General features: G+C 66.7%; 28 protein-coding genes and 1 pseudogene. 1 reads left to right on the top strand and 28 read right to left on the bottom strand.

Features of this window, described 5'->3' with window-relative positions:
* The first annotated feature begins 20 nt into the window (after positions 1-20).
* A complete protein-coding gene (locus VM780_RS02685) occupies positions 21-206 on the top strand; it encodes a hypothetical protein (protein WP_325444859.1) in 186 nt (61 codons plus the stop codon).
* 82 nt (positions 207-288) lie between these two features.
* Here VM780_RS02685 and rplQ read toward each other — a convergent pair whose 3' ends face one another.
* The 28 genes and pseudogenes from rplQ to tuf form a co-directional block, all read right to left on the bottom strand.
* Positions 289-699: a 50S ribosomal protein L17 gene (gene rplQ, locus VM780_RS02680; protein ID WP_325444973.1), complete on the bottom strand. Its 411-nt coding sequence runs from the start codon at positions 697-699 to the stop codon at positions 289-291.
* A 58-nt stretch (positions 700-757) separates the two neighbouring features.
* Complete coding sequence (locus tag VM780_RS02675) at positions 758-1,783, bottom strand: DNA-directed RNA polymerase subunit alpha (RefSeq protein WP_325444857.1); 1,026 nt, start codon at positions 1,781-1,783, stop codon at positions 758-760.
* 120 nt (positions 1,784-1,903) lie between these two features.
* Positions 1,904-2,293 (bottom strand): 30S ribosomal protein S11, encoded by a 390-nt coding sequence (gene rpsK, locus VM780_RS02670; RefSeq protein ID WP_020178186.1) that lies wholly within the window; start codon positions 2,291-2,293, stop codon positions 1,904-1,906.
* A gap of 168 nt (positions 2,294-2,461) precedes the next feature.
* Positions 2,462-2,830 carry a 30S ribosomal protein S13 gene (rpsM, locus tag VM780_RS02665; RefSeq protein ID WP_325444852.1) on the bottom strand — a complete coding sequence of 123 codons (369 nt, stop codon included), beginning with the start codon at positions 2,828-2,830 and terminating at the stop codon, positions 2,462-2,464.
* 189 nt (positions 2,831-3,019) lie between these two features.
* Complete coding sequence (locus tag VM780_RS02660; protein WP_325444849.1) at positions 3,020-3,616, bottom strand: adenylate kinase; 597 nt, start codon at positions 3,614-3,616, stop codon at positions 3,020-3,022.
* A complete protein-coding gene (secY, locus tag VM780_RS02655) occupies positions 3,613-4,953 on the bottom strand; it encodes a preprotein translocase subunit SecY (RefSeq protein ID WP_325444847.1) in 1,341 nt (446 codons plus the stop codon). Before secY ends, VM780_RS02660 begins: the two co-directional genes overlap by 4 nt.
* A 49-nt stretch (positions 4,954-5,002) precedes the next feature.
* Positions 5,003-5,485 carry a 50S ribosomal protein L15 gene (gene rplO, locus VM780_RS02650; protein ID WP_325444971.1) on the bottom strand — a complete coding sequence of 161 codons (483 nt, stop codon included), beginning with the start codon at positions 5,483-5,485 and terminating at the stop codon, positions 5,003-5,005.
* A 2-nt stretch (positions 5,486-5,487) separates the two neighbouring features.
* Complete coding sequence (gene rpmD, locus VM780_RS02645) at positions 5,488-5,709, bottom strand: 50S ribosomal protein L30 (protein WP_183393868.1); 222 nt, start codon at positions 5,707-5,709, stop codon at positions 5,488-5,490.
* A gap of 21 nt (positions 5,710-5,730) precedes the next feature.
* The gene (rpsE, locus tag VM780_RS02640) at positions 5,731-6,297 is read right to left on the bottom strand and encodes a 30S ribosomal protein S5 (RefSeq protein WP_128775912.1); all 567 of its coding nucleotides are present in this window, start codon (positions 6,295-6,297) and stop codon (positions 5,731-5,733) included.
* A gap of 27 nt (positions 6,298-6,324) precedes the next feature.
* On the bottom strand, positions 6,325-6,687 hold the full coding sequence (rplR, locus tag VM780_RS02635) for a 50S ribosomal protein L18 (RefSeq protein ID WP_325444840.1): 363 nt from the start codon (positions 6,685-6,687) through the stop codon (positions 6,325-6,327).
* Positions 6,688-6,698: 11 nt separating this feature from the next.
* Positions 6,699-7,232, bottom strand: a complete 534-nt coding sequence (gene rplF / locus VM780_RS02630; RefSeq protein WP_325444838.1) for a 50S ribosomal protein L6 — start codon at positions 7,230-7,232, stop codon at positions 6,699-6,701.
* A gap of 48 nt (positions 7,233-7,280) precedes the next feature.
* Positions 7,281-7,679, bottom strand: a complete 399-nt coding sequence (rpsH, locus tag VM780_RS02625) for a 30S ribosomal protein S8 (protein ID WP_325444836.1) — start codon at positions 7,677-7,679, stop codon at positions 7,281-7,283.
* Positions 7,680-7,692: 13 nt separating this feature from the next.
* Complete coding sequence (rpsN, locus tag VM780_RS02620; RefSeq protein WP_325444834.1) at positions 7,693-7,998, bottom strand: 30S ribosomal protein S14; 306 nt, start codon at positions 7,996-7,998, stop codon at positions 7,693-7,695.
* Between the two features lie 12 nt (positions 7,999-8,010).
* Positions 8,011-8,568, bottom strand: a complete 558-nt coding sequence (gene rplE, locus VM780_RS02615) for a 50S ribosomal protein L5 (protein ID WP_325444832.1) — start codon at positions 8,566-8,568, stop codon at positions 8,011-8,013.
* The gene (rplX, locus tag VM780_RS02610) at positions 8,561-8,878 is read right to left on the bottom strand and encodes a 50S ribosomal protein L24 (RefSeq protein WP_325444830.1); all 318 of its coding nucleotides are present in this window, start codon (positions 8,876-8,878) and stop codon (positions 8,561-8,563) included. Before rplX ends, rplE begins: the two co-directional genes overlap by 8 nt.
* On the bottom strand, positions 8,878-9,246 hold the full coding sequence (gene rplN / locus VM780_RS02605) for a 50S ribosomal protein L14 (RefSeq protein WP_325444828.1): 369 nt from the start codon (positions 9,244-9,246) through the stop codon (positions 8,878-8,880). Before rplN ends, rplX begins: the two co-directional genes overlap by 1 nt.
* An 86-nt stretch (positions 9,247-9,332) precedes the next feature.
* Complete coding sequence (gene rpsQ, locus VM780_RS02600; RefSeq protein WP_325444826.1) at positions 9,333-9,605, bottom strand: 30S ribosomal protein S17; 273 nt, start codon at positions 9,603-9,605, stop codon at positions 9,333-9,335.
* Positions 9,606-9,615: 10 nt separating this feature from the next.
* Positions 9,616-9,825, bottom strand: a complete 210-nt coding sequence (gene rpmC / locus VM780_RS02595) for a 50S ribosomal protein L29 (RefSeq protein ID WP_325444824.1) — start codon at positions 9,823-9,825, stop codon at positions 9,616-9,618.
* A gap of 10 nt (positions 9,826-9,835) precedes the next feature.
* On the bottom strand, positions 9,836-10,249 hold the full coding sequence (gene rplP / locus VM780_RS02590) for a 50S ribosomal protein L16 (RefSeq protein ID WP_325444822.1): 414 nt from the start codon (positions 10,247-10,249) through the stop codon (positions 9,836-9,838).
* Between the two features lie 23 nt (positions 10,250-10,272).
* Positions 10,273-10,974: a 30S ribosomal protein S3 gene (gene rpsC, locus VM780_RS02585; protein ID WP_325444820.1), complete on the bottom strand. Its 702-nt coding sequence runs from the start codon at positions 10,972-10,974 to the stop codon at positions 10,273-10,275.
* A 10-nt stretch (positions 10,975-10,984) separates the two neighbouring features.
* Positions 10,985-11,374: a 50S ribosomal protein L22 gene (gene rplV / locus VM780_RS02580; RefSeq protein ID WP_325444818.1), complete on the bottom strand. Its 390-nt coding sequence runs from the start codon at positions 11,372-11,374 to the stop codon at positions 10,985-10,987.
* Between the two features lie 2 nt (positions 11,375-11,376).
* Positions 11,377-11,655, bottom strand: a complete 279-nt coding sequence (gene rpsS / locus VM780_RS02575; protein WP_325444816.1) for a 30S ribosomal protein S19 — start codon at positions 11,653-11,655, stop codon at positions 11,377-11,379.
* Positions 11,656-11,667: 12 nt separating this feature from the next.
* The gene (gene rplB / locus VM780_RS02570; RefSeq protein WP_325444814.1) at positions 11,668-12,504 is read right to left on the bottom strand and encodes a 50S ribosomal protein L2; all 837 of its coding nucleotides are present in this window, start codon (positions 12,502-12,504) and stop codon (positions 11,668-11,670) included.
* A 25-nt stretch (positions 12,505-12,529) separates the two neighbouring features.
* Positions 12,530-12,823: a 50S ribosomal protein L23 gene (locus VM780_RS02565; protein WP_325444812.1), complete on the bottom strand. Its 294-nt coding sequence runs from the start codon at positions 12,821-12,823 to the stop codon at positions 12,530-12,532.
* On the bottom strand, positions 12,820-13,443 hold the full coding sequence (rplD, locus tag VM780_RS02560) for a 50S ribosomal protein L4 (protein WP_325444810.1): 624 nt from the start codon (positions 13,441-13,443) through the stop codon (positions 12,820-12,822). Before rplD ends, VM780_RS02565 begins: the two co-directional genes overlap by 4 nt.
* Positions 13,443-14,171, bottom strand: a complete 729-nt coding sequence (gene rplC, locus VM780_RS02555; RefSeq protein WP_325444808.1) for a 50S ribosomal protein L3 — start codon at positions 14,169-14,171, stop codon at positions 13,443-13,445. Before rplC ends, rplD begins: the two co-directional genes overlap by 1 nt.
* A gap of 26 nt (positions 14,172-14,197) precedes the next feature.
* Positions 14,198-14,506, bottom strand: coding sequence for a 30S ribosomal protein S10 (gene rpsJ / locus VM780_RS02550; protein ID WP_020178162.1), 309 nt, complete (start codon positions 14,504-14,506; stop codon positions 14,198-14,200).
* A 75-nt stretch (positions 14,507-14,581) separates the two neighbouring features.
* Positions 14,582-14,717, bottom strand: a pseudogene (gene tuf / locus VM780_RS02545) (elongation factor Tu); the annotation flags it as partial.

Raw genomic sequence — 14,717 nt, 5'->3', positions numbered from 1 at the left:
CCAACCCGAAGGAAACCGCCTTGCGCCCCCTGCTGCTTTTCATCGGCCTCGCGGCCCTAGCGATCGGCGGGCTCTGGATCGGCCAGGGTCTCGGCTACATCGCCTGGCCCGCCTCCAGCTTCATGCTGCGCCAGACCGAATGGGCGTATTACGGCGCCGGGCTTGCCGCAGGAGGGCTCGCGCTCATCGCCTGGTCGCGCCGCTGAACGCTGCGGTCGCCAACGCCTGAAAACGAAAAAGCGGCCGTCGCCGGCCGCTTTCAGAAGTCGAAGATGGGCTGTCGCCTGATCAGGCGGCGGCTTCGGCCTCGGTCCGGGCGCGGTCGGCGGCGCCCTTGGCGTCGACGTCGCGCTCGACGAATTCGATCACTGCGACCGGCGCGTTGTCGCCATGGCGGAAGCCCGCCTTGATGATGCGCAGATAGCCGCCATTGCGGTCCTTGTAGCGCGGGCCGATCGTGTCGAAGAGCTTCTTCACGGTCGGGACGTGGCGGATCTCGGAGATCGCCTGACGGCGCGCGTGCAGGTCACCGCGCTTGGCGAGAGTCACCAGCTTCTCCACCACCGGCCGAAGATCCTTGGCCTTCGGCAGGGTGGTGACGATCTGCTCGTGCTCGATCAGCGACAGCGCGAGATTGGCGAACATCGCCTTGCGGTGGCTCTGCAGCCGGTTGAAGCGGCGTCCCCGCCGGGCGTGCATGGACATTTTCGTCTTCTCCTTCGGAGCTCAGGCGGCTTGGCCGCCGAGCTCAGCGATCTCAGTAATGTTCTTCGAAGCGCTTGGCGAGTTCGTCGATGTTGTCCGGCGGCCAGCCGCCGACTTCCATCCCGAGGTGCAGGCCCATCTGGGCCAGCACTTCCTTGATCTCGTTCAGCGACTTCCGGCCGAAGTTCGGAGTGCGGAGCATCTCCGCCTCGGTCTTCTGGATGAGGTCGCCGATATAGACGATGTTGTCGTTCTTCAGGCAGTTCGCCGAGCGGACCGAGAGCTCGAGCTCGTCGACCTTCTTGAGCAGCGCCGGATTGAAGGCGAGCTCCGGGATCGCCGAGGGCGCGGCTTCCTTCTTCGGCTCCTCGAAGTTGACGAACACTTCGAGCTGGTCCTGCAGGATGCGGGCCGCATAGGCGACCGCGTCCTCGGGCGAGACCGAACCGTTGGTCTCCACCGTCAGGGTGAGCTTGTCGTAGTCGAGGATCTGGCCTTCGCGCGTGTTCTCAACGCGGTAGGAGACCTTCTTCACAGGCGAGTACAGGCTGTCGACCGGGATCAGGCCGATCGGCGCGTCTTCCGGACGGTTGCGGTCCGCCGGGACATAGCCCTTGCCGGTGTCGACGGTGAACTCCATGCGGATCTCGGCGCCGTCGTCGAGCGTGCAGAGCGCGAGGTCCGGGTTCAGGATCTGGACGTCGCCCACCACCTGGATGTCGCCGGCGACCACCTGCCCGGGGCCCTGCTTGCGCAGCACCATCCGCTTCGGGCCTTCGCCCTGCATCTTGATCGCGACATCCTTGATGTTGAGGACGATGTCGGTCACGTCCTCACGCACCCCGGGGATCGACGAGAACTCGTGCAGCACGCCGTCGATATGCACCGAGGTCACGGCCGCGCCCTGAAGCGAGGACAGCAGGATGCGGCGCAGCGCGTTGCCGAGCGTGAGGCCGAAGCCCCGCTCAAGCGGCTCGGCGACCATGGTGGCGATGCGGTCGCCATGGCCGCTCGAGGAGACCTCGAGCTTGTTCGGCTTGATCAGGTCTTGCCAGTTCTTCTGGATCACGGACTGCATCCTTCGTCAGTCACCGCGGAAACGCGCCCTCGCGCCCCACAGTAGGCCTCGCCGCCGCGGCGGGGGCCTGAAACGGACACGCGCCCCGCGGACGGGGCGCACGCAAAACCGGCGGTCTACTTAGACGCGCCGACGCTTGCGCGGCCGGCAGCCATTGTGCGGGATCGGCGTCACGTCGCGGATCGAAGTCACCATGAAACCGGCGGCCTGCAGAGCGCGGAGCGCCGACTCGCGTCCCGAACCCGGACCGCGAACCTCGACTTCGAGCGTCCGCATGCCGTGCTCGGCCGCCTTCTTGGCGGCGTCTTCGGCGGCGACCTGAGCTGCGTAGGGCGTCGACTTGCGCGAGCCCTTGAAGCCCTGCGCGCCGGCCGAAGACCAGGACACGGTGTTGCCCTGAGCGTCGGTGATCGTGATCATCGTGTTGTTGAACGTCGCATTCACATGGGCGACGCCCGACGCGATGTTCTTGCGCTCGCGGCGGCGAATGCGCTGGGCTTCCTTGGCCATATAACTCTTGATCCTTCAGGCGCGCCCGTAATTCCAGGCGCTCGGGAGTTTGCGTCATCCAGGACGGCGGAGGCCGATCCAGGATCGTTTCGAGACACCCTCTCGCGAGGACGATCCCGACCGCCGCGCGGCCAGGATGACGAACTGCGGCCTGACGGCCGCAGGCCGTTACTTCTTCTTGCCGGCGATCGGCTTCGCCTTACCCTTGCGGGTGCGGGCGTTGGTGTGCGTGCGCTGGCCGTGGACCGGCAGGCCGCGGCGGTGCCGCAGGCCGCGATAGCAGCCGAGATCCATGAGGCGCTTGATGTTCATCGCGACCTCGCGACGAAGATCGCCCTCGACCATGTAGTCGCGGTCGATCGTCTCGCGGATCTGGATGACTTCTGCGTCGGTCAGCTGGTTGACCCGGCGCTCGGACGGGATCGCGACCTTTTCGCAGATCTCGGTCGCCTTCTGGGCGCCGATGCCGTGAATGTACTGGAGCGCGATGACGACGCGCTTGTTCGTCGGGATGTTTACGCCGGCGATACGGGCCAAGAGGCAGTCTCCATGTAAGATCCGGCGTCGCCGGGACAAACGCGCGTCCGGTGGAGCCCGGCCCTTGCGCGCTGAAAAAGCAAGAGGGAAGCTTGGCGCTCAACGCCAGCAACCATCACGCTATAGGTGAGAAGGTGCGCGTAGCGCCTCAGGCTGCTCGCGTCAAGCAGAAATTTACGCTCGCGGCGATCAGGCGGAGGCCTGCGCCTCCGCCAGCACTTCGTCGATGGCGCGCGCCACCTCGTCGATCGGCGCCATGCCGTCGACGGCGGCGTAGAGGCCGTGCTGCTTGTAGAACGGCCGCAGCTGGCTCGTGACCTCGCGATAGTCGGCGATCCGCCGCGCGACGACCTCGGGGGCGTCGTCGCTGCGGAGCGGCTTGCCGGCCGCAGCCGCGTCGCGCGCGCGGCCCTCGACCCGCGCGAGCAGCGCGTCCTCGTCGACCACAAGCTCGATCACGGCGTCGAGCTCCATGTGCTTCTCCTCGAGCATGCGCTCGAGCGCTTCGGCCTGCCCCACGGTGCGCGGGAAACCGTCCAGGATGAAGCCGCGCTGGGCGTCGGGCTGCTCGATTCGATCGGCGACGATCTTCACCACGAGATCGTCGGGGCACAGCTGACCGCGCGCGATCAGGTCCTTGGCCTCGAGACCGTCGGGGGTGCCGGCCGCGACCGCGGCGCGGAGCATGTCGCCGGTCGAGAGCTGGATGATGCCGTGCTTCTCAACCAGACGCTCCGCCTGCGTGCCCTTGCCGGCCGCTGGCGGGCCCAGGAGAATCAGCCTCATCGGCGCTTTCCTCTCAGTCTGGCCTTCTTGATGAGGCCTTCATATTGCGCGGCGTAAAGATGGCCCTGCACCTGCGCGACCGTGTCCATCGTCACCGAAACGACGATCAGCAGGGACGTGCCGCCGAAATAGAACGGCACCGCCGCATACGAGATAAGGATCTCAGGAATCACGCAGACGAGTGCGATGTAAGCCGCGCCGACGACCGTGATGCGAGTCAGCACATAGTCGATGTATTCCGCGGTGCGCTCGCCCGGCCGGATGCCCGGAATGAAACCGCCATACTTCTTGAGATTGTCGGCGGTCTCCGTCGGGTTGAAGACGATCGCCGTGTAGAAGAACGAGAAGAACACGATCAGCGCGACGTAGAGCACCATGTAGAGCGGGCGGCCATGCGCCAGATACGTGGTGATCATGCTCAGCCAACCCGAGCCGCCGGCCTGCGCGGCCGAAAAGTTCGCGATCGTCGTCGGCAGCAGCAGCAGCGAGGAGGCGAAGATCGGCGGGATCACGCCCGCGGTGTTGAGCTTGAGCGGGAGATGCGAGGACTCGCCGCCCGTCATCTTGTTCTGCGAGACCTGCCGCTTCGGATACTGGATCAGCAGCCGGCGCTGCGCGCGCTCGACATAGACGATGAAGGCGATGACCGCGACCGCCATCACCATCACGGCGAGGATCAGCCCGGTCGACAGCGCGCCCTGACGGCTGAGCTCGAGCGTTCCGGCGATCGCCTGGGGCAGTTCCGCCACGATGCCGGCGAAGATGATCAGCGAGATGCCGTTGCCGATGCCGCGCGCCGTGATCTGCTCGCCGAGCCACATCAGGAACATCGTGCCGCCGGTCAGCGTGACGACGGTCGAGAGGCGGAAGAACAGCCCGGGGTCGACGACGACGTTGTTCTGGCCCTCCAGCCCGACGGCGATGCCGTAGGCCTGAATGGCCGCCAGCGCCACGGTGCCGTAGCGCGTGTACTGGTTGATGATCTTTCGGCCCTGCTCGCCCTCTTTTTTCAGCGCCTCCAGGTGCGGCGAGACCGTGGTCATCAGCTGCACGATGATCGAGGCGGAGATGTAGGGCATGATCGCGAGCGCGAAGATCGCCATACGGCCGACCGCGCCCCCGGAGAACATGTTGAACAGGCCGATGATGCCGGTCGACTGCTGGCGGAAGACCTCCGCCAGCGCCGCCGGATTGATGCCCGGCATGGGGATGTAGGTGCCGAGCCGGTAGACGAGCAGCGCGCCGAGCGTGAACCAGATGCGCTTCTTGAGTTCGCCCGCCTTCGAGAAGGCGGAGAAGTTCAGGTTGGCAGCAAGCTGCTCAGCGGCGGAAGCCATCGATCACGTCCACGAATAGGAGTACAAACGCCGCCCCCAGATAGGGACGTCAGGCGGCGTCCGCATCCTTTTGAGGAGCGAGCAGCGTCACCTTGCCGCCGAGCTTCTCGATCGCGTCCGCGACCGACTTGGAGACCGCGTAAACCTCGAGGTCGAGCTTCGTCGTCAGTTCGCCGCGGCCGAGCACCTTCACGCCGTCCCGCTTCTTGGACAGCACGCCGGCCTCGATCAGCGCAGCCTCGGTGACCGGCTTCGACGCATCCAGCTTGCCGGCGTCGACCGCCTGCTGGAGACGCGCGAGGTTGACCTCGTTCAGGTCGAGCGAGAACGGGTTGTGGAAGCCGCGCTTCGGCAGGCGGCGATAGAGCGGCATCTGGCCGCCTTCGAACGCCTTGATCGCGACGCCCGTGCGGGACTTCTGACCCTTGACGCCGCGGCCGCCGGTCTTGCCCTTGCCCGAGCCGATGCCGCGGCCGACGCGGATCCGCTCCTTGGTCGCGCCGGGATTGTCCCGGAGATCGTTGAGCTTCACCATCACTTCTCTCCCGCAGGCGTCTCGACGCGCACGAGGTGCGCGACCTTCGCGATCATCCCGCGAACGGCGGGCGTGTCGGCCAGTTCGCGGCGCTTGCCGATGCGCCCGAGGCCGAGACCCACGAGCGTGGCGTGCTGGTCCGCAGGACGGCGGGTGGACGAGCCGGTCTGGACCACCGTCACGCTGCCGGACTGCGACTTCTTCTTGGCGGCGTCAGCCATGATCAAGCTCCCTTAAAACCGTCAGCCTTCGGCGACAGCGTCGGCGTCGACGTCGCGGCGGCGAGCCTGCAGCGTCGAGACCTTGAGACCGCGGCGGGCGGCGACGGAGCGCGGGCTATCCTCGGCCTTGAGGGCGTCGAAGGTGGCGCGCACCATGTTGTAGGGGTTCGACGAGCCCAGCGACTTGGCGACGACGTCGTGAACGCCGAGCGTTTCGAACACCGCGCGCATCGGGCCGCCGGCGATGATGCCGGTGCCGGCCGGGGCTGCGCGCAGCACGACGCGGCCGGCGCCGTGGCGACCGTCGACGTCATGATGCAGCGTGCGGCCTTCCCGCAGCGGAACGCGGATCAGGCCGCGCTTGGCGCTCTCGGTCGCCTTGCGGATCGCCTCCGGCACCTCGCGGGCCTTGCCGTGACCAAAGCCGACGCGGCCCTTCTGGTCTCCCACGACGACAAGCGCCGCGAAGCCGAAGCGCCGGCCGCCCTTGACGACCTTGGCGACGCGGTTGATGTGGACCAGCTTGTCGACGAACTCGCTGTCCTCGCGGTCGCGATCGCGGCGGTTCTCTCTGGGCTCACGAGCCATTTGCTATCCTCTCGCCTCGAGCGGGCTTCAGAAGTTGAGCCCGCCCTCACGGGCGGCCTCGGCCAGGGCTTTGACCCGGCCGTGATAGATGTAGGCGCCGCGGTCGAACACGACGTCCTTGACGCCGGCCGCTTGGGCGCGCTCCGCCAGCATCTTGCCGACGGCCTGCGCGGCCGCGATGTCCGCTCCGGTCTTGCCGCTTCCGCGGAAGTCCTTGTCGAGCGTCGAGGCGGCGGCCAGCGTCACGCCCTTCGTGTCGTCGATGACCTGCGCGTAGATCTGCTTCGACGAACGATGAACCGACAGCCGGGGACGACCGTTGGCGGTGGCGAGGAGGGCCCGGCGGACGCGCGCCTTGCGGCGAGCCTGGGTCGCAAGATTCTTCGACATGTTCCGGGCCCTTACTTCTTCTTGCCTTCCTTGCGGAAGATGAACTCGCCCGCGTACTTCACGCCCTTGCCCTTGTAAGGCTCGGGGCGACGGAAGTCCCGGATCTCCGCGGCCACCTGACCGACCCGCTGCCGCTCGACGCCGCTCACCGTGAGCTCCGTCGGCTTGCCGGCCACGATCTGGATGCCGTCCGGGATCGGATAGACCACGTCATGGCTGTAGCCGAGCGCCAGCACCAGGTTCTTGCCCTGGACGGCGGCGCGGTAGCCGACGCCGCTGATCTCGAGCTTCTTCTCGAAGCCCGTGGTCACGCCGGTGACGAGGTTCTGCACCATCGTCCGCGACATGCCCCACATGGACCGGGCGCGCTTGGTGTCCTCGCGCGGCTGGACCGAGATCTTGCCGTCCTTGAACTCGACGACGACGTCGTCATGCGCCCGGAAGGCGAGTTCGCCCTTCGGACCCTTGACCTTGATGTTCTGCCCGTCAACCGCCGCGGTCACGCCCGACGGCACGTCGACCGGCTTCTTGCCGATGCGCGACATGATCGCTCTCCGTATCCTGCTCTTCTCGGAAAACCCTCTGCCCAAGCGTCAGAAGACGCGGCAGAGGATCTCCCCACCCACGTTCTGATCGCGGGCGTCATGATCCGCCATCACGCCCTTCGGCGTGGACAGGATCGAGATGCCGAGGCCATTGGCGACTCGCGGCAGGTTCTTGACCGAGGCGTACACCCGACGGCCCGGCTTGGACACCCGCTGAATTTCGCGGATGACCGGCGCGCCGTCGTAGTACTTGAGCTCGATCTCGAACTCGGTGCGGCCGTTGGCGAGCTCGGTCTGGGTGTAGCCGCGGATGTAGCCTTCCGCAGCCAGCACGTCCAGCACGTGCTGGCGCAGCCGGGAGCCGGGCGTCGAGCACGAGGTCTTGTTCCGCATATGCGCGTTGCGGATGCGCGTCAGCATATCGCCGAGGGGATCGATCATCGACATGATTCCCTCCTCCTCACCAGCTCGACTTCAGGAGACCGGGAATCAGGCCCTTCGAGCCGAGATCCCGGATCGCGATGCGCGAGACGCCAAGCTTGCGGTAGTAGGCGCGCGGCCGGCCCGTCATGTCGCAACGATTGCGGATGCGGACCTTGGAGCCGTTGCGCGGCAACTCAGCGAGCTTCAGGCGCGCCGCGAAGCGCTCCTCCAGCTCACGGCTTTCGTCCTTGGCGATCGCCTTCAGCTCGGCACGCTTCTCAGCGTCCCTGGCGACCAGGCGGCGGCGCCGGTTGTTCTTCTCGATCGCGCTTTTCTTAGCCATGCGATCCTCCCGTCACTGCCTGAAGGGGAAGTTGAAGGCGCGCAGAAGAGCGCGCGCCTCGTCGTCAGACTTCGCCGTCGTGCAGACGATGACGTCCATGCCCCAGACCTGATCGATCTTGTCGTACTCGATCTCCGGGAACACGATGTGCTCCTTGATGCCCAGGGCGTAGTTGCCCCGGCCGTCGAAGCTCTTCGGGTTCAGGCCGCGGAAGTCGCGGACGCGCGGCAGCGCGATCGTGACCAGCCGGTCCAGGAAGTCGTACATGCGCTGGCGGCGCAGCGTGACCTTGGCGCCGACCGCCTGGCCCTCACGCAGCTTGAAAGTCGCGATCGACTTCCGGGCGTGAGTGATGACCGGCTTCTGGCCGGCGATCTTGGCCAGCTCGCCGGCGGCGTTGGTCGCCTTCTTGGAGTCCGCGACAGCCTCGCCGACGCCCATGTTGATGACGATCTTGTCGATCGCCGGCACGGCCATCGGGTTCTTGTACCCGAACTCCTCGATCAGCTTGGCGCGCACCACCTCGTCGTAGTGCTGCTTCATGCGCGGCGTGTAGACTGCCTCAGCCATCGATCTGCTCCCCAGAGCGGGTCGCGACGCGCACCTTCCGGCCGTCGTCCAGGACCTTGAAGCCAACGCGCGTCGCCTTGCCGTCCTTCGGATCAGCGAGCGCAATGTTGGAAAGATGGATCGCGGCTTCCTTGCGGATGATGCCGCCCTCCTGGGTCTGCGTCTGGCGCTGGTGGCGCGCGACGACGTTCACGCCGCGAACCACGGCGCGCTCGTCCTTCGGACGCACTTCCAGCACCTCGCCGGTTTTGCCCTTGTCGCGGCCGGCGAGAACGACGACCTTGTCGCCCTTCTTGATCTTCGCGGCCATCACAGCACCTCCGGCGCGAGCGAGATGATCTTCATGTGGTTCTTGGCGCGCAGCTCGCGCGGAACCGGGCCGAAGATGCGCGTGCCGACCGGCTCTTTCTGGTTGTTGATCAGCACGGCCGCATTGCGGTCGAAGCGGATCACCGAACCGTCGAGACGGCGGATGTCCTTGGCGGTGCGAACGACGACCGCCTTCATGACGTCGCCCTTCTTCACGCGGCCGCGCGGGATCGCCTCCTTGACGGAGACGACGATCACGTCGCCGACGCTCGCATAGCGCCGGCCGGCGCCGCCGAGCACCTTGATGCACATCACTCGCTTGGCGCCGGAATTGTCGGCGACGTCGAGGTTGCTCTGCATCTGAATCATGGCCGTTCAGCCTTTCCATTTCGCCCGGACCGGTATCCGCATTCACGCGGACCTCGCCCGGCGGGCCTGTCCTTCAGATGGGTCTGTTATTCGGTCGGCGCGGGCGCGGAGGCGTCCGGGCTCACCGAGGCGTCCGACCTGACGATCCAGCGCTTGAGGCGCGAGATAGGCCGGCTCTCTTCGATCCACACGAGGTCGCCCACCTTGAAGCGGCCGTCCTCGTCATGGGCGTGGTAGTGCTTGGTCCGCCGCACGGTCTTCTTGAGAAGAGGATGCGTGAAGCGGCGCTCGACCTTGACCACGACGGTCTTGGCGTTCTTGTCGGAGATCACAGTCCCCAGAAGGACGCGTTTGGGCATGATGTCCTCCTCAGGCCTTCGCGGCGGCTTCGCCGCGCTTGACGGTCGCGACGGTCCGGATGCGGGCGATGTCGCGCCGCACCTGGCGCACGCGCGAGGTGTTCTCGAGCTGGCCCGTGGCCTTCTGGAAGCGCAGGTTGAACTGCTCCTTCTTCAGCTTCACGAGCTCGTCGTCGAGCTGGTCGACGGTCATCGCGCGAAAGTCCTGCGCCTTGGCCATGGTCAAATCCTCACTCGGCGATGCGCTGGACGAAGCGCGTGCGGATCGGCAGCTTGGCGGCGGCGAGCGCCAGCGCCTCGCGCGCGATGTCGGCCGGAACGCCGTCGATCTCGAACATGATGCGGCCCGGCTTCACCTTGGCGGCCCAGAACTCGTTCGCGCCCTTGCCCTTGCCCATGCGGACTTCGGTCGGCTTCTTGGAGACCGGCACGTCCGGGAAAACCCGGATCCAGACGCGGCCGGCGCGCTTCATGTGGCGGGTCAGCGCACGGCGCGCGGCCTCGATCTGACGCGCGGTGACGCGCTCGGGCTCCAGGGCCTTCAGCCCGAAAGCGCCGAAGTCCAGATTGAATCCGCCTTTCGCGACGCCGCTGATGCGGCCCTTGAACTGCTTGCGGAACTTGGTCTTCTTCGGTTGCAGCATGGCTTAACTCCTCGCGTCCCCGCTCACGCGTGGTCGCGGCGCGGCGGACGACCGCCTTCGCCATCGTTCAGGCGACGGTCCTGAGCCATCGGATCGTGCTCCATGACCTCGCCCTTGAAGATCCACACCTTAACGCCGCAGGTGCCCATCGCAGTCTTCGCGGTGGCGACCCCGTAATCGACGTCGGCGCGCAGCGTGTGCAGCGGGACGCGGCCCTCGCGGTACCACTCCGTGCGGGCGATCTCAGCGCCGCCGAGACGGCCGGCGCAGTTGATCCGGATGCCCTCGGCGCCGAGACGCATCGCCGACTGAACGGCGCGCTTCATCGCCCGGCGGAACGCCACGCGGCGCTCGAGCTGCTGGGCGATCGACTCCGCCACCAGCGTCGCGTCGATCTCGGGCTTGCGGACCTCGACGATGTTGATGTGGACCTCGGACGAAGTCATCGAGCCGACCTTCTTGCGAAGCTTCTCGATGTCGGCGCCCTTCTTGCCGATCACGATGCCCGGGCGCGCCGAATAGATCGAAACGCGGCACTTCTTGTGCGGCCGCTCAATGACGATCTTGGAGACCGCCGCCTGCTTCAGATCCTTCAGGAGCGCGTCGCGGATGGCGACGTCCTCGCGCAGAAGCTTGCCGTACTCGCCCTTGCTGGCGAACCAGCGCGAATCCCAGGTGCGGTTGATGCCGAGCCGAAGCCCGATCGGGTTGACCTTGTGACCCATCGTCTTCTCCTCAGGCCTTCGCCGCTTCCGTCTCGACCTGACGAACCACGATCGTCAGATGCGAGAACGGCTTCTGGATCGTGCCGACGCGGCCGCGGGCGCGGGGGCTGAAGCGCTTCATCACGATCGACTTGCCGACAAAGGCCTGTGAAACGACGAGATCGTCGACGTCGAGGTCGTGATTGTTCTCGGCGTTGGCGATCGCGCTCTCGAGCGTCTTCTTCACCTGGCCGGCGATCCGCTTGCGCGAGAAGGTCAGATCGGCGAGCGCCGTCTCGACCTTCTTGCCGCGGATCATCTGCGCGACGAGGTTCAGCTTCTGCGGCGAGATCCGGACCATGCGGAGCACGGCCTTCGCCTCGTTGTCGGGAAGCGCGCGCTTGGCTGCTTGCTTGCCCATCGTTACTTCCTCTTCGCCTTCTTGTCCGCCGCGTGCCCGTAGAAGGTGCGCGTCGGGGCGAACTCGCCGAACTTGTGGCCGATCATCTCTTCGGAGACCGCCACGGGAATGTGCTTCTGCCCGTTGTAGACCCCGAAGGTGAGGCCCACGAACTGCGGCAGGATCGTCGAGCGGCGGCTCCAGGTCTTGATGACCTCACTGCGGGTCGAGGACCGCGCAGTGTCCGCCTTCTTCAGCAGGTACCCGTCGACGAAGGGACCCTTCCAGACTGAACGCGCCATGGCCGGCTCTCCTTACTTCTTCTTCCGGGCGTGACGGCTCGACACGATGAACTTGTCGGTCGCCTTGTTGCTGCGCGTCCGCTTGCCCTTGGTCGGCTTGCCCCAGGGGGTGACCGGGTGACGGCCGCCCGAGGTGCGGCCTTCGCCGCCGCCATGCGGATGGTCGACAGGGTTCATGGTGACGCCGCGGTTGTGCGGACGCCGGCCAAGCCAGCGCGAACGGCCAGCCTTGCCGAGATTGATGTTCGAGTGGTCCGGGTTCGAGACCGCGCCGACCGTGCCGAAGCACTGGCCGTGGACCAGCCGCTGCTCGCCCGAGCTCAGACGCAGCGTGACATAGCCCTGGTCGCGGGCGACGATCTGCGCGTAGGAGCCCGCCGAGCGCGCGATCTGGCCGCCGCGGCCGATCTTGAGCTCGACATTGTGGACGATCGTGCCGACCGGCGCGGCGCCGAGCGGCATCGCATTGCCGGGCTTCACGTCAACCTGCGCGCCGGCCACCACGGAGTCGCCGACCTGCAGGCGCTGCGGCGCCAGGATGTAGCTCAGCTCGCCGTCCGAATAGCGGATCAGCGCGATGAAGGCGGACCGGTTCGGATCATACTCGATCCGCTCCACGGTCGCCGGCACGTCGAGCTTGCGCCGCTTGAAATCGATCAGGCGATAGGTCCGCTTGTGGCCGCCGCCGCGGAAGCGGACGGTGACGCGACCGTAATTGTTGCGGCCGCCCTTGGACGAAAGCCCTTCGGTCAGCTGCTTGACCGGCGAGCCCTTGTAGAGCGCCGAACGGTCGACGATCACCAGTTGGCGGAGGCCGGGCGTGATCGGATTGTAACTCTTGAGCGCCATTGTCGGCTCCCTTCCCCGTCCCGCCTCAGAGACCCGTGGTCACGTCGATCGAATGGCCTTCGGCCAACGTCACGATCGCGCGCTTGGAGTCCGACTGCTGGCCGAGCCGGCCACGGAATCGCTTCGTCTTGCCCTTGCGGACCAGCGTGTTGACGCTCACGACCTTAACGTCGAAGAGCTTCTCGACCGCCGCCTTGATCTGCGGCTTGGTCGCCGTGTCCGAAACCCGGAACACGACCTTGTTCTCTTCGGACGCGTAGGTCGCCTTCTCGGTGATGATCGGCGACCGGATGACGTCGTAGTGGCGCAGATCGGTCATTTGAAGCGCGCCTCCAGCGCATCGATCGCCGCCTTGGTCAGCACCAGCACGTCGCGGCGGAGGATGTCGTAGACGTTGATGCCCTGCACCGGCAACACGTCGACGGTGTGCACGGAGCGGGCCGCGAGCTTGACGTTGGCGTTCACCTCGGCGCCGTCGACGACGAGCGCGTTGGAGAAGCCGAGCTTTTCGATCTGCGCCTTGAACGCCTTCGTCTTGGCCTCTTCGAGACCGAAGGCGTCGACGACGACGATCTGCTGGTCGCGGGCCTTGGCCGAAAGCGCATGCTTCAGGCCGAGCGCGCGCACCTTCTTCGGAAGGTCATGCGCATGGGAGCGCACGACCGGCCCGAAGGCGCGCCCGCCGCCGCGGAACTGCGGAGCGGAGGCCTGGGCGTGACGGGCGCGGCCCGTTCCCTTCTGCTTGTACATCTTCTTGCCCGTGCGGGCGATGTCCGAGCGGCCGAGCGTCTGATGCGTGCCGGCCTGACGCTTGGCGAGCTGCCAGCGCACGACGCGGTGCAGGATGTCGGTCCGCGGCTCGAGGCCGAAGATCTTGTCCGACAGCGTGACCGTCTCGCCGGCCTGGCCGTCGGCCTTGGTGATCGCGATGTCGACCATCACGCGTTCTCCGTCTCGGTGGCCGAGGCTTCGGCCGGGGCCGCGGCGGCGCCGCGCTCGCGGAACGAGCCGGGCATCGGGGTGCCCTCGGGCAGCTTGGTCTTCACGGCGTCGCGCACCAGGATCCAGCCGCCCTTGGCGCCCGGAACCGCGCCCTCGACGAGGATCAGGCCGCGCTCCACGTCGGTGGACACCACGCGCAGGTTCTGCGTGGTCACCCGGACGTCGCCCATGTGGCCGGCCATCTTCTTGTTCTTGAAGACCTTGCCGGGATCCTGGCGGCCGCCGGTCGAACCGTGCGAACGGTGCGAGATCGACACGCCGTGGGTGGCGCGAAGGCCGCCGAAATTGTGCCGCTTCATGGCGCCGGCGAAGCCCTTGCCGATCGAGGTGCCGGTGACGTCGACGCGCTGGCCGGCCACAAAGTGGTCAGCGGTCAGCTCGGCGCCGACCGGGATCAGCGCATCCTCGCTGACGCGGAACTCGACGAGCTTGCGCTTCGGCTCCACCTCGACCTTGGCGAAGTGGCCGCGCTCGGCGCGCGTCACGTTCTTCGGCTTGCGCGAGCCCGCGCCGAGCTGAAGCGCGACGTAGCCCTGAGCCTCGACAGTGCGGTGGCCAACCACCTGGCACTGGTCAACCTTCAGCACGGTCACAGGGACATGCTCGCCGGCGTCCGTGAAGACGCGGGTCATGCCCAGCTTCTGTGCGATGAGTCCGGACCGCATGTGCGTCGTCCTTCCCAATAATCCGATCAGAGCTTGATCTCGACATCCACGCCGGCCGCGAGGTCGAGCTTCATCAGCGCGTCCACGGTCTGCGGGGTCGGGTCGACGATGTCGAGAAGACGCTTGTGCGTCCGGATCTCGAACTGTTCGCGGCTCTTCTTGTCGACGTGAGGCGAGCGGTTCACGGTGAACTTCTCGATGCGCGTCGGCAGCGGGATGGGTCCGCGCACCTGGGCGCCGGTCCGCTTCGCCGTCGACACGATCTCGCGAGTCGAGGTGTCGAGGATGCGGTGATCGAACGCCTTCAGGCGGATCCGGATGTTCTGGCCGTTCATGTTCGTCCGTCTCCACGAGACGGGCGGCGCCGGAGGTCCGGCGCGCCCGCCGCGGTCAAAGCAAGAAGGTTCCGATCACTCGATGATGCTGGCGACGACGCCGGCGCCGACGGTGCGGCCGCCTTCGCGGATCGCGAAGCGCAGCTTCTCCTCCATCGCGATCGGCACGATCAGCTCGACCGTCATCGCGATGTTGTCGCCCGGCATCACC

Origin of the sequence: Hansschlegelia sp. (genome assembly GCF_035538955.1) — a bacterium.
Taxonomy (GTDB): domain Bacteria; phylum Pseudomonadota; class Alphaproteobacteria; order Rhizobiales; family Methylopilaceae; genus Methylopila.
The sequence above is the reverse complement of the archived record's forward strand: the minus strand, read 5'-3'. Positions and strand labels throughout refer to the sequence as shown.

Excerpts from the sequence above, each read along its gene's own strand:
- rplQ (WP_325444973.1), bottom strand. The coding sequence starts at position 699 with ATGCACGCCCGGCGGGGACGCCGCTTCAACCGGCTGCAGAGCCACCGC.
- VM780_RS02675 (WP_325444857.1), bottom strand. The coding sequence starts at position 1,783 with ATGCAGTCCGTGATCCAGAAGAACTGGCAAGACCTGATCAAGCCGAAC.
- rpsK (WP_020178186.1), bottom strand. The coding sequence starts at position 2,293 with ATGGCCAAGGAAGCCCAGCGCATTCGCCGCCGCGAGCGCAAGAACATC.
- VM780_RS02660 (WP_325444849.1), bottom strand. The coding sequence starts at position 3,616 with ATGAGGCTGATTCTCCTGGGCCCGCCAGCGGCCGGCAAGGGCACGCAG.
- secY (WP_325444847.1), bottom strand. The coding sequence starts at position 4,953 with ATGGCTTCCGCCGCTGAGCAGCTTGCTGCCAACCTGAACTTCTCCGCC.
- rpmD (WP_183393868.1), bottom strand. The coding sequence starts at position 5,709 with ATGGCTGACGCCGCCAAGAAGAAGTCGCAGTCCGGCAGCGTGACGGTG.
- rpsE (WP_128775912.1), bottom strand. The coding sequence starts at position 6,297 with ATGGCTCGTGAGCCCAGAGAGAACCGCCGCGATCGCGACCGCGAGGAC.
- rplR (WP_325444840.1), bottom strand. The coding sequence starts at position 6,687 with ATGTCGAAGAATCTTGCGACCCAGGCTCGCCGCAAGGCGCGCGTCCGC.
- rplF (WP_325444838.1), bottom strand. The coding sequence starts at position 7,232 with ATGTCGCGCATCGGCAAGAAGCCGGTCGACGTGCCGTCGGGCGTGACC.
- rpsH (WP_325444836.1), bottom strand. The coding sequence starts at position 7,679 with ATGTCGATGATCGATCCCCTCGGCGATATGCTGACGCGCATCCGCAAC.
- rpsN (WP_325444834.1), bottom strand. The coding sequence starts at position 7,998 with ATGGCTAAGAAAAGCGCGATCGAGAAGAACAACCGGCGCCGCCGCCTG.
- rplE (WP_325444832.1), bottom strand. The coding sequence starts at position 8,568 with ATGGCTGAGGCAGTCTACACGCCGCGCATGAAGCAGCACTACGACGAG.
- rplX (WP_325444830.1), bottom strand. The coding sequence starts at position 8,878 with ATGGCCGCGAAGATCAAGAAGGGCGACAAGGTCGTCGTTCTCGCCGGC.
- rplN (WP_325444828.1), bottom strand. The coding sequence starts at position 9,246 with ATGATTCAGATGCAGAGCAACCTCGACGTCGCCGACAATTCCGGCGCC.
- rpsQ (WP_325444826.1), bottom strand. The coding sequence starts at position 9,605 with ATGCCCAAACGCGTCCTTCTGGGGACTGTGATCTCCGACAAGAACGCC.
- rpmC (WP_325444824.1), bottom strand. The coding sequence starts at position 9,825 with ATGGCCAAGGCGCAGGACTTTCGCGCGATGACCGTCGACCAGCTCGAC.
- rplP (WP_325444822.1), bottom strand. The coding sequence starts at position 10,249 with ATGCTGCAACCGAAGAAGACCAAGTTCCGCAAGCAGTTCAAGGGCCGC.
- rpsC (WP_325444820.1), bottom strand. The coding sequence starts at position 10,974 with ATGGGTCACAAGGTCAACCCGATCGGGCTTCGGCTCGGCATCAACCGC.
- rplV (WP_325444818.1), bottom strand. The coding sequence starts at position 11,374 with ATGGGCAAGCAAGCAGCCAAGCGCGCGCTTCCCGACAACGAGGCGAAG.
- rpsS (WP_325444816.1), bottom strand. The coding sequence starts at position 11,655 with ATGGCGCGTTCAGTCTGGAAGGGTCCCTTCGTCGACGGGTACCTGCTG.
- rplB (WP_325444814.1), bottom strand. The coding sequence starts at position 12,504 with ATGGCGCTCAAGAGTTACAATCCGATCACGCCCGGCCTCCGCCAACTG.
- VM780_RS02565 (WP_325444812.1), bottom strand. The coding sequence starts at position 12,823 with ATGACCGATCTGCGCCACTACGACGTCATCCGGTCGCCGATCATCACC.
- rplD (WP_325444810.1), bottom strand. The coding sequence starts at position 13,443 with ATGGTCGACATCGCGATCACCAAGGCCGACGGCCAGGCCGGCGAGACG.
- rplC (WP_325444808.1), bottom strand. The coding sequence starts at position 14,171 with ATGCGGTCCGGACTCATCGCACAGAAGCTGGGCATGACCCGCGTCTTC.
- rpsJ (WP_020178162.1), bottom strand. The coding sequence starts at position 14,506 with ATGAACGGCCAGAACATCCGGATCCGCCTGAAGGCGTTCGATCACCGC.